The sequence below is a fragment of the Lysinibacillus sp. HST-98 genome, assembly GCF_016757845.1.
Classification (GTDB): domain Bacteria; phylum Bacillota; class Bacilli; order Bacillales_A; family Planococcaceae; genus Lysinibacillus; species Lysinibacillus capsici.
On record NZ_JAENHX010000017.1, the window covers coordinates 1 to 15,261 of the forward strand.

At 38.5% G+C, this 15,261-nt stretch carries 11 protein-coding genes, 2 rRNA genes and 1 other annotated feature; of the genes, 11 read left to right on the top strand and 2 right to left on the bottom strand.

Translation table 11 applies throughout. The features are described 5' to 3' along the window. The 5 genes from JIN86_RS23000 to asnB form a co-directional block, all read left to right on the top strand. A 23S ribosomal RNA gene (locus JIN86_RS23000) occupies positions 1 to 125 on the top strand; the annotation flags it as partial. Between the two features lie 115 nt (positions 126 to 240). Further along, a 5S ribosomal RNA gene (gene rrf / locus JIN86_RS23005) occupies positions 241 to 356 on the top strand. A gap of 269 nt (positions 357 to 625) precedes the next feature. Then, complete coding sequence (guaB, locus tag JIN86_RS23010) at positions 626 to 2,089, top strand: IMP dehydrogenase (RefSeq protein WP_004233999.1); 1,464 nt, start codon at positions 626 to 628, stop codon at positions 2,087 to 2,089. Positions 2,090 to 2,229: 140 nt separating this feature from the next. After that, positions 2,230 to 3,561 carry a D-alanyl-D-alanine carboxypeptidase family protein gene (locus JIN86_RS23015; protein WP_370568745.1) on the top strand — a complete coding sequence of 444 codons (1,332 nt, stop codon included), beginning with the start codon at positions 2,230 to 2,232 and terminating at the stop codon, positions 3,559 to 3,561. Positions 3,562 to 3,660: 99 nt separating this feature from the next. Next, positions 3,661 to 5,499, top strand: coding sequence for an asparagine synthase (glutamine-hydrolyzing) (gene asnB / locus JIN86_RS23020; RefSeq protein WP_004233997.1), 1,839 nt, complete (start codon positions 3,661 to 3,663; stop codon positions 5,497 to 5,499). A 15-nt stretch (positions 5,500 to 5,514) separates the two neighbouring features. Here the strand turns inward: asnB and pdxR are convergent, their stop codons facing one another. Then, the gene (pdxR, locus tag JIN86_RS23025) at positions 5,515 to 6,933 is read right to left on the bottom strand and encodes a MocR-like pyridoxine biosynthesis transcription factor PdxR (protein WP_004233996.1); all 1,419 of its coding nucleotides are present in this window, start codon (positions 6,931 to 6,933) and stop codon (positions 5,515 to 5,517) included. Positions 6,934 to 7,035: 102 nt separating this feature from the next. On the opposite strand from pdxR, the gene pdxS reads away from it, so the two are divergent. The 6 genes from pdxS to JIN86_RS23055 all read left to right on the top strand — a co-directional run bounded on the left by pdxS (position 7,036) and on the right by JIN86_RS23055 (position 14,618). After that, the gene (gene pdxS / locus JIN86_RS23030) at positions 7,036 to 7,920 is read left to right on the top strand and encodes a pyridoxal 5'-phosphate synthase lyase subunit PdxS (protein ID WP_004233995.1); all 885 of its coding nucleotides are present in this window, start codon (positions 7,036 to 7,038) and stop codon (positions 7,918 to 7,920) included. A gap of 1 nt (position 7,921) precedes the next feature. Further along, positions 7,922 to 8,485, top strand: coding sequence for a pyridoxal 5'-phosphate synthase glutaminase subunit PdxT (pdxT, locus tag JIN86_RS23035; RefSeq protein ID WP_202342960.1), 564 nt, complete (start codon positions 7,922 to 7,924; stop codon positions 8,483 to 8,485). A 49-nt stretch (positions 8,486 to 8,534) separates the two neighbouring features. Then, positions 8,535 to 8,754: a binding site (T-box leader), on the top strand. Between the two features lie 75 nt (positions 8,755 to 8,829). Further along, on the top strand, positions 8,830 to 10,110 hold the full coding sequence (serS, locus tag JIN86_RS23040; protein ID WP_004233987.1) for a serine--tRNA ligase: 1,281 nt from the start codon (positions 8,830 to 8,832) through the stop codon (positions 10,108 to 10,110). 141 nt (positions 10,111 to 10,251) lie between these two features. Further along, positions 10,252 to 11,586: a sigma 54-interacting transcriptional regulator gene (locus JIN86_RS23045; RefSeq protein WP_202342961.1), complete on the top strand. Its 1,335-nt coding sequence runs from the start codon at positions 10,252 to 10,254 to the stop codon at positions 11,584 to 11,586. A 108-nt stretch (positions 11,587 to 11,694) separates the two neighbouring features. Beyond that, positions 11,695 to 13,026: a branched-chain amino acid transport system II carrier protein gene (gene brnQ, locus JIN86_RS23050; protein ID WP_202342962.1), complete on the top strand. Its 1,332-nt coding sequence runs from the start codon at positions 11,695 to 11,697 to the stop codon at positions 13,024 to 13,026. Then, complete coding sequence (locus tag JIN86_RS23055; RefSeq protein ID WP_202342963.1) at positions 13,023 to 14,618, top strand: amidohydrolase; 1,596 nt, start codon at positions 13,023 to 13,025, stop codon at positions 14,616 to 14,618. Before brnQ ends, JIN86_RS23055 begins: the two co-directional genes overlap by 4 nt. Positions 14,619 to 14,713: 95 nt before the next feature. Here the strand turns inward: JIN86_RS23055 and tadA are convergent, their stop codons facing one another. Beyond that, positions 14,714 to 15,229 (bottom strand): tRNA adenosine(34) deaminase TadA, encoded by a 516-nt coding sequence (tadA, locus tag JIN86_RS23060; protein ID WP_004233980.1) that lies wholly within the window; start codon positions 15,227 to 15,229, stop codon positions 14,714 to 14,716. Positions 15,230 to 15,261 lie beyond the last annotated feature (32 nt).

Sequence of the window (15,261 nt, forward strand, 5' to 3'; positions counted from 1 at the left end):
AAGATGAGATTTCCCATTACGCAAGTAAGTAAGATCCCTCAAAGACGATGAGGTAGATAGGTTCGAGGTGGAAGTGTGGTGACACATGGAGCTGACGAATACTAATCGATCGAGGACTTAACCAAAAAAGTTTGAAACATTCAATGTATCGTTTATCCAGTTTTGAAAGAATAATTCTTTCAACAAAAAAGAGAGCTTCTAGACGCCGTAATACGCCGTGTATTGGAGGTCGAATAAAAGTCTAGTGATGATGGCAAAGAGGTCACACCCGTTCCCATACCGAACACGGAAGTTAAGCTCTTTAGCGCCGATGGTAGTTGGGGGCTTCCCCCTGTGAGAGTAGGACGTCGCTAGGCAACAAAACAGTCAGCTGTGTGCTGACTGTTTTTTTACTTTCTCTTGATAACTTTTAACTTTACCAAAGAGTTTGATTAAATGTGTTTTTTGAATTTAAAAAATGCAAATAAGTGCCTCGAAATTGTAGTTAATTATTTGTATTGTTTATCTTAATTGTTATTTGTTAAAAATCTGAATTGTCTTTCTTTTATAAGTTCCTTGACAGTAGCAGTCCACGTTGTTAATCTTACAATTAATATTCTTTTAACTATAGGAGGAAGTTACGAAAATGTGGGAGACTAAATTTGCCAAAGAAGGTTTAACTTTTGATGATGTATTATTAGTACCAGCTCATTCCGAAGTACTACCGAAAGATGTTGATTTATCAGTTCAATTAACACCAAAGATTAAATTAAACATCCCAATGGTCAGCGCAGGTATGGATACAGTTACAGAGTCTAAAATGGCGATTGCTATGGCACGTCAAGGCGGTATCGGTATTATCCATAAAAACATGGGAATTGATGAGCAAGCTGAACAGGTAGAAAAAGTAAAACGTTCTGAAAATGGTGTTATTACAAACCCATTCTTCTTAACTCCTACACATCAAGTTTTCGATGCTGAGCATCTAATGGGTAAATACCGAATCTCTGGTGTTCCTATTGTTGATAGTATGGAAAATCAAAAGCTAGTAGGGATTATTACAAATCGAGATTTACGTTTTATCTCTGACTACTCTTTAAAAATTGAAGATGTAATGACGAAAGAAGATTTGATTACAGCACCAGTTGGAACGACTTTAGAGGATGCTGAAAAAATTCTTCAACAATATAAAATCGAAAAGCTTCCAATTGTAGATGAAGAAGGTAGATTAACTGGACTTATTACAATTAAGGATATCGAGAAAGTGATTGAATTCCCGAATGCTGCGAAAGATACACATGGCCGTTTACTAGTAGGCGCGGCTGTTGGTGTATCAAAGGATACGATGGTACGTATTGAGAAGCTTGTAGAAGCACAAGTTGACATTGTTGTAATCGATACAGCCCACGGTCATTCAGAAGGCGTATTACAAACAATTCGTTCAATCCGTGAGACTTACCCTGAGCTAGAAATCATCGCTGGTAATGTTGCTACAGGAGAAGGCGCACGTGCATTATTTGAAGCAGGAGCAGATGTTGTTAAAGTAGGTATCGGTCCTGGTTCTATTTGTACTACACGTGTTGTAGCAGGAGTAGGTGTACCACAAATTACAGCAGTATATGATTGTGCTACAGTAGCTCGTGAGCTAGGTAAAACAATAATTGCTGATGGTGGTATTAAATACTCTGGTGATATCGTAAAAGCACTAGCAGCTGGAGGCAACGTTGTAATGCTTGGTTCTCTTCTAGCAGGTACATCTGAATCTCCTGGAGAAACAGAAATCTTCCAAGGACGTCGCTTTAAAGTTTATCGTGGTATGGGTTCTATCGGCGCAATGGAAAAAGGTTCTAAAGATCGTTACTTCCAAGAGGATGCAAAAAAATTAGTACCTGAAGGTATTGAAGGCCGTCTTCCTTATAAAGGACCATTAGCGGATACAATCTACCAACTGATTGGTGGTATTCGCGCTGGTATGGGTTATTGTGGAGCTCCACATCTTGAGCACCTACGCGAGAATGCACAATTTGTTAGAATGACAGGTGCTGGTCTACGTGAATCACATCCACATGATGTACAGATTACAAAAGAATCACCAAACTATTCCATGTAATATATTACTTGCAACTTTTATGCTTTCGCATCGTCTACAAAGATGGCGCGAGAGCATTTTTTATGGTAGAGAGTCAACACGTTTGTTGTTATCTATGATAAAATGTCGAGGACAAGATTATTTTTTGGAGGGCTTTAAAGGTGAAAAAGAAAATGAACACCGTATTACGCTTACTCCTAATTCCTGTTTTATTATTTAGTATTTTTGCAGGTATTCCTGCAAAGGCAAATGCGGAAACAGATTTAGGATTAACAGTGGATGCTGCGATTTTAATTGATGCAGATTCAGGGAAAATTTTATTTGAACAAAATGCAGATACTTCACTAGGTATTGCAAGTATGACAAAGATGATGACTGAATACCTGTTATTGGACGCGATTGATGCAGGGAAAGTTAAATGGGATCAAGAATATCACGTAACAGATTATACGTATCGTATGTCTCAAAATCGTGCATTAAGTAATGTACCTTTACGTAGAGATGGCTCTTATACGATTCGTGAGTTATATGAGGCAATGGCAATCTATTCAGCAAATGCAGCAACCGTAGCTATTGCTGAAACGATCGCAGGTTCTGAAACTGAATTTTTAAAGTTAATGAATAAAAAGGCAGAAGAACTTGGTTTAGAGGGCTATAAATTTGTCAACGCTACTGGTCTTAATAATGCTGATTTATTTGGTATGCATCCATCAGGCACAGGCCCAGAAGATGAAAATGTGATGCCTGCAAAATCTGTAGCAAAATTAGCGTATCATTTATTAAAAGATCACCCAAAGGTATTAGAGACATCTAAAATTGCAAAAAAGACATTCCGTGAAGGGACAGAAGATGCAATTAAAATGTCTAACTGGAACTTTATGTTACCGGGGTTAGTGTATGAATATCAAGGTGTAGATGGATTAAAGACAGGTACAACAAACTTTGCAGGTCACTGCTTCACAGGTACTGCAGAGCGCAATGGTACTCGTTTGATTGCAGTTGTAATGAAAGCTGTTGATGCAAATGGACAAGGGTCATATGAAGCTCGCTTTGATGCCACTGCGAAACTATTTAACTACGGCTTTTCACAATTCTCAAAGCAGGAAATTTTACCAGGGAACTATACATTCAAAAATCAAAAAACAGTTAAAGTAACAAAAGGTAAAGAAGACAAAGTATCGATAGCAGTAAAAGAACCAATTTCATTTATGATTAAGTCTTCTGATAAAGACTTATATAAACCTACATTGGTTTTAGATAAAAAGAGTTTAGAGGCAGACGTTAAAAAAGACACTGTTGTAGGAAAGGTCGTTATTGAACGCACAGAAGGCACAGATTACGGCTTTATCGATGGCAAGGATATTTCATCCGATGTTGTCACAACAGAGGCTGTAGAGCGTGCTAGCGGTATCTCATTGTTCTTCCAAGGTGTAGGTAACTTCTTCGGTAATTTATGGGGAGGCATTACAGACTTTGTTGGTGGATTATTTTAATATTTAAATAAGAGCACATGAATGTACTTAAGCATTCATGTGCTTTTTCACATTTTTACACGCTACAGCATACGCTAATAGGCGAAAGGATGTGGCTAAATGTGTGGCATTACAGGCTGGGCTAGTTTTCAAAAGGATTTAAGAACAAGTGACACAATATTAAAATCGATGACGCAAACATTAAATAAGAGAGGGCCAGATGATGAAAATATTTGGTGTAGTGAGCATATAGCATTTGGCCATCGACGGTTGGCTGTTATTGATTTAATCGGTGGTAAACAACCAATGAAAAAAATCCATGATGGTTTGAACTATGTCATTACATATAATGGCGAACTTTACAATACAGAAGAGCTACGTAAGGAACTCCAAAAAAGAGGGCACAGTTTTACAACACAATCAGATACTGAAGTACTATTAACTGCCTATATTGAATGGAAAGAGCAGTGTGTAGAATTTCTAAATGGTATTTTTGCCTTCGGTGTTTGGGATGAGCAAACACAGTCTTTATTTTTGTGTCGAGACCGACTAGGCGTAAAGCCCTTGTATTATACAGAGCAACAAGAAGGTGTACTTTTTGCATCTGAGGTGAAGGCTCTGCTAGCACACCCCACGGTTCAAGCATGTGTAAATGTTGAAGGGTTGGCAAGTATGATGGCTGTAGGACCTTCTAGAGAGCCAGGTAAAACCCATTTTCAAAATATTAAAGAATTACGGCCTGGCTATGCTATGCGATTCTCTAGAGAAGAAGGTTTAAGAAAGTGGCCGTATTGGCAGCTACAAAGTCGTAGACATGAAGAAACATTAGGAGAAACAATTGAACATGTTCGTTTTTTGTTAACGGATGCTATAGAACGTCAGCTAGTTTCGGATGTACCCATTTGTACGTTTCTTTCAGGAGGACTAGATTCCAGTATTATCACCGGCATTGCAGCAAATAGATTCCAGCAGCAAAGCCATCAGTTGCATACGTATTCTATTGATTATGAAGATAATGAGCGATTCTTTAACCCACATTCTTTCCAAACCTCCACAGATACGTACTGGATTCAAAAAATGACAGAAACTTTCAATACAGCTCACCACGCAGAGGAAATCACTCAGCAACAGTTAATTGATTTATTAGTGGAATCGGTCATTGTTCGCGATTCCCCAGGTATGGCAGATGTAGATTCTTCGTTATTATGGTTTTGTCGGGAAATAAAAAGGGAATTTACTGTAGCGCTATCAGGAGAGTGTGCAGATGAAATTTTTGGTGGTTATCCATGGTTTAAAGATAGGACTACTGGTTTCCCTTGGATCCGTTCATTGTCTGAAAGAAGTGCATTACTCCAAGAGAAGTGGAACAAAAAATTAAAAATTGAAGCCTATGCACAACAACTATATACACAAACAATAGCTGAAGTTCCTTTGTTAGATGGAGAAGGTCTAGCAGAGGCAAAGCATCGCGAAATGTCCTACTTAAATATGCTATGGTTTATGCAAACATTATTAGAGAGGAAAGATCGTATGAGTATGGGGGCAAGTTTAGAGGTACGTGTCCCTTTTGCAGATCATCGGCTTGTAGAATATGCCTGGAATATTCCGTGGGAAATGAAGAATTTAGATGGAATAGAAAAAGGATTACTTCGAAAATCAATGGCACATCTATTGCCGAATGAAGTGTTATATCGTAAAAAAAATCCTTACCCAAAAACATATCATCCTGTCTATACAGCAGGAGTGCAAAAATGGTTGAAGGAAATTCTACATGATAAAAACTCAATTTTGCATGAACTCTTTGAACGACAAAAGCTTGCGGAGTTAATTGAATCGGGAGGTAGCTCTTTTAATGTTCCGTGGTATGGGCAATTAATGGCAGGTCCCCAGCTTTTAGCTTATCTAGGGCAAATTCATACTTGGTTTGAGCATTATCAAATTCAATTAATTGAGACTTAATATAAAACGACCCATCTACGTAGATGGGTCATTTTTTTGTATACTCCAGCAATCCATCAACTGCTCAATGGATGATTCGATTGCTTGTACGGGAATCCCTCCAAAACCTAATAAAAATTTAGCTTGTGAAGATTCATAATCATCTAGTCTATAGGCTGATAATGGGTAAATACCGATCTCTGCTTGAGAGGCGAGCTGTTGTAATTTTTTTTCTGAGAATGTGTGTTGAACCTCTAATAAAATATGCATACCCGCTTGTTCACCAGTAATGTTAATGGATGATGAATATTTTTCTAAAATAGAAGTTAGTTTATCATGTTTTTTACGATAAATTTTACGCATACGATTGAGATGCTTTGCAAAATGTCCATCACCCATAAAATTTGCCACAATATGCTGATCAAAACGAGGCACAGTTGATGAGTAATAATTAAAGACATCGTTATAAGTAGCAAGTAGCTTAGGTGGAAGTACAAAATAAGCTACTCGCAAGGATGGCATTAAAGATTTGGTAAAAGTACTCATGTAAATAACTTTATCGTTTCGATCTAATGCGTGTAGGGCAGGAATTGGTTTTCCAGCATAACGAAATTCCGAGTCATAATCATCCTCAATAATATAACGAGAGGTGCTTTGTGCCGCCCAATTTAAAGCCTGTGCTCGTCTTGTAGCAGATAATACAGCTCCAGTTGGGAACTGATGTGAGGGTGTAATATACACAACATTAGCATCTGTTTTTTCAAGATCATGAATAATTATGCCCTCTTCATCAACTGCAATTGGATAAACTTTTCGTTTATGCTGTGAAAACATTCGATGGACGGCAGGGTATCCTGGATTTTCTAATGCAAAGCTGGTGTCCTCACTAAAAAGACGGAGAATCATAGGGAGGAGCTGCTCTGTCCCTGAACCAATAACAATTTGTTCAGGGTGACATACAACACCACGGGATTGATATAAATAATTAGCAATCTCTGTGCGTAAAGACAGTTCTCCTTGTGGTTCCCCTGTTAATAATAGCTCCTTTGAGGTATCGTCAAAAAGCTCTTTTGCATACTTTCTCCATGTTTGAAATGGAAAAGCATCGATATCAATAGATCCTGGATTAAAATCGATTTTGTAAGACTTTTTCTTAGGATGTTCATTAATGGACGCCACAGTATCTTGTTGAATGTAGGGCAGTTCATCTATTTCTTCTACAAAATAGCCAATACGTGATTTGGACATAATATAGCCTTCAGCTAATAGCTGAGCATAGGCAATTTCAATTGTTGTTTGGGAAATGTTTAAAAAATCTGCTAATTTTCTTTTTGAAGGCAGTTTTTCTCCTACAGTTATTTTCTTAGAAATAATAGCTTCTTTAATACCGTTATAAAGCTGATCATAAAGCGGTTTATCACTATCTCTTTCAAGCTGGAATAAAAGCATATCCATGATTTGGAACCTCCTGACCTTATAGATATTTTGGAAACTGGATATTTTGATATGGTCAATTTCTATTATACTAAACTTCATCATAAAGGTGGAGGTTAGAAAATGAAACGAACAGGTACAGAGCTAGTAAAACGTGGAATGGCAGAAATGCAAAAAGGCGGCGTCATTATGGATGTCATTAATGCAGAGCAAGCAAAAATTGCAGAAGCTGCAGGTGCTGTAGCAGTTATGGCATTAGAAAGAGTACCTTCAGATATTCGGAAAACAGGTGGCGTTGCACGCATGGCTGATCCTCGGATTGTTGAGGAAGTAATGGGAGCGGTAACTATTCCTGTGATGGCCAAAGCACGTATTGGGCATATTGTTGAAGCACGTGTTTTAGAAGCAATGGGTGTTGATTATATTGATGAAAGTGAAGTTTTAACACCAGCAGATGAAGAATACCATTTATTAAAAAGTGAATACACAGTACCGTTTGTGTGTGGCTGTCGTGATTTAGGGGAGGCAGCCCGTCGTATCGGGGAAGGTGCCTCGATGTTACGCACAAAAGGTGAACCAGGAACAGGGAATATTGTGGAGGCAGTTCGCCATATTCGTAAAGTAAATGCACAGGTTCGTAAAGTCGTAGGTATGACAGAGGATGAATTAATGACAGAGGCGAAATTACTAGGGGCTCCTTTCGAGTTATTAAGAGAAATGAAACGTCTTGGTCGTTTACCAGTAGTAAACTTCGCAGCAGGAGGAGTGGCGACGCCTGCCGATGCAGCCTTAATGATGGAACTTGGAGCAGATGGCGTTTTCGTTGGTTCAGGTATTTTTAAATCTGAGAACCCTGAAAAATTTGCACGTGCCATTGTAGAGGCGACTACTCATTATAAAGACTATAAGCTTATTGCGGAAATATCAAAAGAACTCGGCGTGCCAATGAAGGGGATTGATATTGCACAGCTTGGACACAACGAGCGTATGCAAGAGCGAGGTTGGTAGCATGAAGCGAATTGGTGTATTAGCATTACAAGGAGCAGTTCGTGAGCATATAAAAATGTTAGAGGCTCTTGGTTGTGAAGCAATTCAAGTAAAACAAAGAAAGGATTTAGGAAACCTAGATGGACTTGTGTTACCAGGTGGAGAAAGCACAACAATGAGAAAATTGCTGGATCGATTTGATCTGCTAGAGCCAATTCGTGGACTTGCACAACAAGGATTACCAATACTTGGTACATGTGCGGGATTAATTTTATTAGCCAAGGTCCTAATTGAAGATGAACCACATTTGGCTGTGATGGACGTGACTGTAGCAAGAAACTCATATGGACGTCAGTTGGATAGCTTCGAAGTACAACTAGATATTCCTAAAATAGGTATAGGGATTCCAGCGGTATTTATTCGTGCACCTCATATTGAAGCCGTAGGTAAAGGTGTTGAAATTCTTGCACAACATGAAGGGAAAATAATCTTGGCACAAGATGGCCATTTATTGGGTTGTTCGTTTCATCCCGAATTAACAGAAGATACACGAATTCTTGAATATTTTGTATCCTCTATGGTATGACTTGCAAAATTTGTTTTCATATAGTACAGTATGGTTAAATTTTAAATAACTGAACACGATGATGGGAAGTAGTAGCAAGCACGTTTTTTTTAGAGAGTCAGCGGTTGGTGGAAGCTGATAAAAGCACTTGTGAATCCGTCCTGGAGTTGCACAGTCGAAGTGAATGAAGTAGGCTGTAGCCGGCTGAAATGCCGTTATGAAATAAGTGGATTAGGCAGAAGTATGTCTAGTCAATTAGGGTGGCAACGCGGGTAGCTCTCGTCCCTTTTTAGGGATGAGGGCTTTTTTGTGTTCATTTTGCTGCAACAATTTTCCATCATGAAGAAACTATTGGAGGTATGAAAATGTTAGATATTAAACGCGTACGTGAGAATTTCACGGAAATTAAAGAGATGTTATTAACACGTAATGAGGACTTGGGAAATTTAGATGACTTTGAAGACTTAGATGCAAAACGTCGGGAATTGATTGCCAAAACAGAAGATTTAAAAGCAGAGCGCAATAAAGTATCTGAACAAATCTCAGTTATGAAACGTAACAAAGAAAATGCTGATGAAGTCATTACTCGTATGCGTCAGGTTGGCGATGAAATTAAAGAATTAGATGTGCAATTAAATGATGTGGAAGAACGCTTTAAAGATATGATGATGCGTTTACCAAACATCCCACATGAATCTGTACCAGTAGGCACAACAGAGGACGACAATGTTGAGGAATATACATGGGGTGAAATTCCGACATTTGATTTTGATATTAAAGCACACTGGGACCTTGCTACGGATTTAAAAATTGTAGACTTTGAACGCGGCGCGAAAGTAACAGGTAGCCGTTTCTTATTCTATCGTGGTCTTGGTGCTCGTTTAGAACGGGCATTAATGACTTTCATGATGGATTTACATGCAGAGGAGCATGGTTACGAGGAAATGCTACCACCTGTCATTGTTAATCGTGATAGCCTAACAGGTACAGGGCAACTTCCGAAATTTGAGGAAGATGTATTCAAATTAGAGGAAACAGATTATTTCATGATTCCAACGGCAGAAGTACCAGTAACGAACTTCTATCGAGATGAGATTTTACCGGCTGAAGCTTTACCACAAGGCTTTGCAGCGTATAGTGCGTGCTTCCGTTCAGAAGCGGGTTCAGCAGGTCGTGATACACGTGGTTTAATTCGTCAACACCAGTTCAATAAAGTAGAATTAGTACGTTTTGTAAAACCAGAGGAGTCATACGAACAATTAGAGCTATTAACAAGTCATGCAGAAAAAGTATTACAATTATTAGGCTTACCATATCGTAAGTTAAAAATGTGTACAGCTGATTTAGGTTTTACTGCAGCGAAAAAATATGATTTAGAAGTTTGGATTCCTGCACAAAACATGTACCGTGAAATTTCTTCTTGCTCTAACTTTGAGGATTTCCAGGCACGACGCGCAAATATCCGCTTCCGTCGTGAGCCAAATGCTAAACCAGAATATGTGCATACATTAAATGGTTCAGGTCTTGCCATTGGCCGTACAGTTGCTGCTCTTCTAGAAAACTACCAACAAGCTGATGGCAGCGTAGTAATTCCTGAAGTTTTAAGACCTTATATGGGTGGTAAAGAAGTAATCGCACCAAAATAAACAAGAGATAAAGCTATTTTAGACAATTCCTTTATGAATGTTCTAAAATAGCTTTTTTGTGTTGCAAAAATTGAATTCTCTCATAATTTTTGAAAATTCGTTATAATGGGTAATATTCATGGGGACAAGGGGGAGAAATTCATGGAATTGCAACAATTTGCACAGGCTTTCAGTGAATTTGATAATGTTTTAATTACAGATGATAAAGGCTGTGCAATCTTTTATGACTTAGCAGATTTAAATATATTATTGGAAATCGGCTTAACACCAGATGAATTTTTTCACAGCACTGTGACTGATAATTATCAAAATTTATCACCTGAGACAAGTACTGTCTTTCAAGTCATACAAACAGGGCAGCCAGTTTTATACTATGAACAACAACTTACAACATTAAACGGATTTAGTTATTTATCACTGAGTTCGACCTATCCCATTATGGAGCATGGAAAAGTCATGGGTGCCATTGAGTTTTCAAAACATTTTTATGAAACTAAGCAAATTAAATACTTAGATAATTTCCTGGGACATAAATTATATCGAGATAATCATACGACCTACCGTTTGGAGGATTACATTACGACAAACGCCGAAATGAAAACTCAACTTGAAAAGGCACGTCGTAGTGCTCAAAAAAGTGCACCAGTTTTACTAACTGGGGAAACTGGAACTGGGAAAGATATTATCGCACAAGGCATACACAATGAAAGTGAACGCTATACAAAGCCGTTTATTACTTTGAACTGCTCAACATTAACAGAGGATAATATATTTACTCAGCTATATGGCTCAGACAATGAAGCAAAAAGTGGAAAGTTACAGGAGGCTAATGGTGGGACACTACTCATTGACCACCTAAATTTATTGAATATCTCTTTGCAGGCGAAACTTTTACATGCGGTAGATATAAAAGTGTTAAATGGTGAGCCCTTAGATATACGGTATATTACTACTGTCAATGAAGATGTAGATAAACTATTAGCTGAAAAAAGACTACGTGAGGACTTATTTTATCGCTTAAATGTTCTCCAAATTGATTTGCCGCCGCTAAGATTAAGGAAGGAAGATATTCCACTTATCCTTGATTTTTATATACAATTTTACAATGAACATACACTACAGAAAAATGTAAGCTATCGTAATGAAGTAATTCAATTATTTTATGCCTATCATTGGCCGGGGAATGTACGAGAACTAAAAAATGCCCTTGAAACGGCATATATTAATTTGCTTGGAGATGAAATACTTGTTGAACATGTTCCAGAGAGGATTAAAAAAAATGTTCAACATTCAACTCAATCGATCATGCAAAACAACCAATCTGGACATTTAAGAGATTTAACGGAAGCCTACGAGCGTCTAATAATAGCGGAAAAGTTGCGTGAAACGGATGGCCGATTAGCGGAAACAGCTAGACGTTTAGGTATTTCTCGTCAATTACTAAAATATAAGTGTTTAAAATATGAATTGTTGTAAAAAAAATTTTACAAAAAGGGGATAAAAATTTATCTCCTTTTTTCGTGTTCTTAAATTTTTTATTATTTAGATAAATCTTCTGTAAATGATTATAAAGGGGTTGAGGATATGTCTAAAGTTATACAGCATACGATAATCGTGGGGCTAGCCTTATTCGCTATATTTTTTGGTGCTGGGAATTTAATATTTCCGCCATCCATAGGAAATAGTGCAGGGGAATCTTGGATTTCCGCTTTGATGGGCTTTAGCTTAACGGGTGTTATTTTACCTGTGCTTGCGGTGTATGCAATTTATAATACTGGGGGAACTGTGGAAGCGCTCACAAGACCAATCGGAAATTGGTTTTATAAAGCCTTTAATACGGTCATGATGGTTTGTATTGGGATGGTTGTCACAATACCGAGGATGTCAGCGACAACTCATGAATTAGGGGTATCCCAAATTATTCCGAGCGTCCCTTTAATTGTGTCAGTATTAGCATTTTTCGCGATTTGCTTTTATTTTGCGATGGACCAATCAAATGTTATCGATAAGATTGGGAAATGGTTGACGCCTGTTCTTGTTCTTATCCTTATCATCCTCATTGGTAAAGGAGTACTAGACCCAATAGGAGCGGCAATTAATACAGGAGCAGAAAGGGTTTTTGCCAACTCCATAATAGCAGCCTATCAAACAGGAGATGTGGGAACAGGTATTCTTTGTGCGCCAATCTTTTTAGCAGCAATAGTTGGCTATGGCTATAAAGGGAAACAATCTAAAAAGGTCGCGCTTGGTGGAATGGCTATTGCTGCAATAGGGTTAATTGCAGTATATGGTGGCCTGCTCTATTTAGGGGCTACAAGTAGTGGCATCATCACCAATCCTGGCAGTGATACAGAACTATTAGCGGGCATCGCCTTTAGTGTCATTGGTAATTTGGGTAAAGCGTTACTAGCTATATGTGTTGTTTTTGCCTGCTTAACATCAGCGATTGGCGTCATGGTCATATCATCACAGTTTTTAAATGAACTAACAAAAGAGAAGCTTGGCTATAGAACGTGGGTCTTTATTATGTGTGTAGTAGGCGCAACTATTGGCTCCTTTGGTGTAGGTGCCATCGTTGAAATAACATTGCCGATTTTCTTGGTAATTTATCCTGTCATTATTGTACTTGTGCTACTGGGAGCCTTTGATCGTTTTGTACCAAATGCAGGAGCCTATAAAGGAACTGTCCTATTTGCATTTCTAGTAAGCGTCGTTGAAACATTTGCTAGCTATGAAATTACGATACCTGGTGTGACACAGTTGGTCATGCATTTACCATTGCAGTCTAGTGGGTTTGCTTGGATCGTGCCATCTATTGTTGGCTTTATTATCGGTACTATTTTGCATAGGGTACTGAAAGCAGAAGATCCTGAAAAATCTACTTTTGGTATGGAAGAAATAGGAGTTGAAAAATGATGCAAATTATTTGTAACGCAAAGATATATACAGCAGATACTATTCAGCCATCTGCAACTGCTATGGTAATCGAAGGAAGAAAGATACTTTGGATTGGACAACAGGAAGATTTACCCCCCTATCAGGGAGAAATAATAGATGTACAAGGAAAGGTCATTATTCCTGGGATTATTGACGCTCATATGCATCCGATTATGTTAGCGGATGTTTTGGAACAAGTGGCTTGTTTACCTCCATATATTTATTCTATTGAGGATATAATTAATGCATTAGCAAACTATGATGCAAGTCAGCGGGGATGGCTATTAGGCTGGGGCTATGATGAAGGGAAACTAAAGGAAAGAAGAGCGCCTTTAAAAGAGGACTTAGACCGTGCCTCTACAGAGTTACCTGTCATTGTTATGCGTACATGTGGTCATATTATATCGGTTAATAGTAAAGCATTAGCAATCGCAGGTATTACGAAGGATACCCTTGATCCACAGGGTGGACAAATCGATCGGGATGAAAATGGAGAACCTACAGGCGTACTGCGTGAAAATGCACGTAATCTAGTACTACAGCATTTACCTACACCATCTGAAGAAGAGATTGTCAAAAGGCTCCTAAAGCTATCACAAACTTTGGCATCCTATGGTGTAACAAGTATTACAGAATTAATGGCCACGGTAGCACCAATTGATTATTTAGGCCTGTATCGTAAAGCCCGAGAAAAAGGCTTTAAGCAACGCGTAGCAGTTTATTATATCTGGGAAGATATTCAACGATATGAGCTGTTGACAGCAAATACTATTGATCGTTCTGCAGGAGCCTATATCGGAGGCATCAAGCTATTTTCGGATGGTAGTGTTTCAGGCCGTACAGCACTTGTTTCTGAGCCATTTTTGGGAAGTGATGAAAAAGGCATAGCGATGACTTCGAAAGAGGAGCTGCTAGCGGCCGCTGCGGTAGCAAAAGAATATGGTATTCAATTAGTGGTTCATGCAATGGGGGACAGAGCCATTGATCTAATTGTCGACACATTTTATGAGGAAAAGGCTTGGTTAACAGATGCACCGTCTGTTCGTATTGAGCATGCAGCCATGCCATCTAAAAGTGCCTTGCAAAAAGCTGCTGAATGGGGGATAGGCTTTGTGCCACAACCGATCTTCTTATTTTGTGAAATTGAGAGTTATTTAGAGAATCTAGGGCTAGAAAAAACACAGACATTATATGGTGTACAAACATTTCTCAAGAGGGGGATTGCGACAGCGCTCTCTTCAGATGCGCCAGCTACATCATGGGCAGAAGCGGCTAATCCCTTTGTTACGATACAAGCAGCTGTTACACGAACAGCCTATGATGGAACAGATTTAGGTACCGCAGAAAAAATCTCTGTAGAGGAGGCATTACAGCTATACACAGTTGATGCCAAGACGATGATTCGTATGGAGAACGTTGGTCAGTTAAAAGAGGGCTATGAAGCTAATTTTGTTGTACTAACAGACGATTTACTGACGCTTTCACATAACCATCTTATGCATGTAAAACCATTTGCTACATATATCGAAGGAGAATGTGTTTTTACACAATCCACTATTCAAGCTCAATAAATTAGTTATGAAGATGTTCGCTGCTACGACACATTTCATATATATCGCCATTCCCTTAAATATTAAAGAAGGTGTCTCATTAGGAGGCACCTTCTTTAATGACCATTTACATCGTTGGAAGCTAATCGCGCTTTTTTCTCAGCTTTTTTACGATCTCGTAATGCCTTAAAAAAGTCTGTTAAAATTTGACCACATTCCTCGGCTAAAATCCCTTCTGTTACATCACAATCATGATTAAAACGTTCATCATTTAATAAATGGTAAAGAGAATCTACACAACCAGCTTTTTGATCTCTTGCCCCATAAACAACTCGGGGTACACGTGATTGGAGAATGGCTCCTGCACACATTGGACAAGGCTCCAATGTAACATAAAGAGTAGTATCCTCCAGTCGCCAACTCCCTATTTTTTTGCAGGCTTCTTGAATCACTAACAGCTCCGCATGTGTTGTTGCATTTTGCGTTGTTTCTCTTAAATTATGCGCACGTGCAATGATTTTTCCTTCATAAACAAGTACTGCACCAATTGGTACTTCCCCAAGTAAGGCAGCCTGTTGAGCTTCCTCTAATGCTTGTTTCATAAATAAACGATCTGCGTCAAAAATATCCACTCATATCTCTCCTTAACAGTAGTGTAGCGTGC

Excerpts from the sequence above, each read along its gene's own strand:
- guaB (WP_004233999.1), top strand. The coding sequence starts at position 626 with ATGTGGGAGACTAAATTTGCCAAAGAAGGTTTAACTTTTGATGATGTA.
- asnB (WP_004233997.1), top strand. The coding sequence starts at position 3,661 with ATGTGTGGCATTACAGGCTGGGCTAGTTTTCAAAAGGATTTAAGAACA.
- pdxR (WP_004233996.1), bottom strand. The coding sequence starts at position 6,933 with ATGGATATGCTTTTATTCCAGCTTGAAAGAGATAGTGATAAACCGCTT.
- pdxS (WP_004233995.1), top strand. The coding sequence starts at position 7,036 with ATGAAACGAACAGGTACAGAGCTAGTAAAACGTGGAATGGCAGAAATG.
- pdxT (WP_202342960.1), top strand. The coding sequence starts at position 7,922 with ATGAAGCGAATTGGTGTATTAGCATTACAAGGAGCAGTTCGTGAGCAT.
- serS (WP_004233987.1), top strand. The coding sequence starts at position 8,830 with ATGTTAGATATTAAACGCGTACGTGAGAATTTCACGGAAATTAAAGAG.
- JIN86_RS23045 (WP_202342961.1), top strand. The coding sequence starts at position 10,252 with ATGGAATTGCAACAATTTGCACAGGCTTTCAGTGAATTTGATAATGTT.
- brnQ (WP_202342962.1), top strand. The coding sequence starts at position 11,695 with ATGTCTAAAGTTATACAGCATACGATAATCGTGGGGCTAGCCTTATTC.
- JIN86_RS23055 (WP_202342963.1), top strand. The coding sequence starts at position 13,023 with ATGATGCAAATTATTTGTAACGCAAAGATATATACAGCAGATACTATT.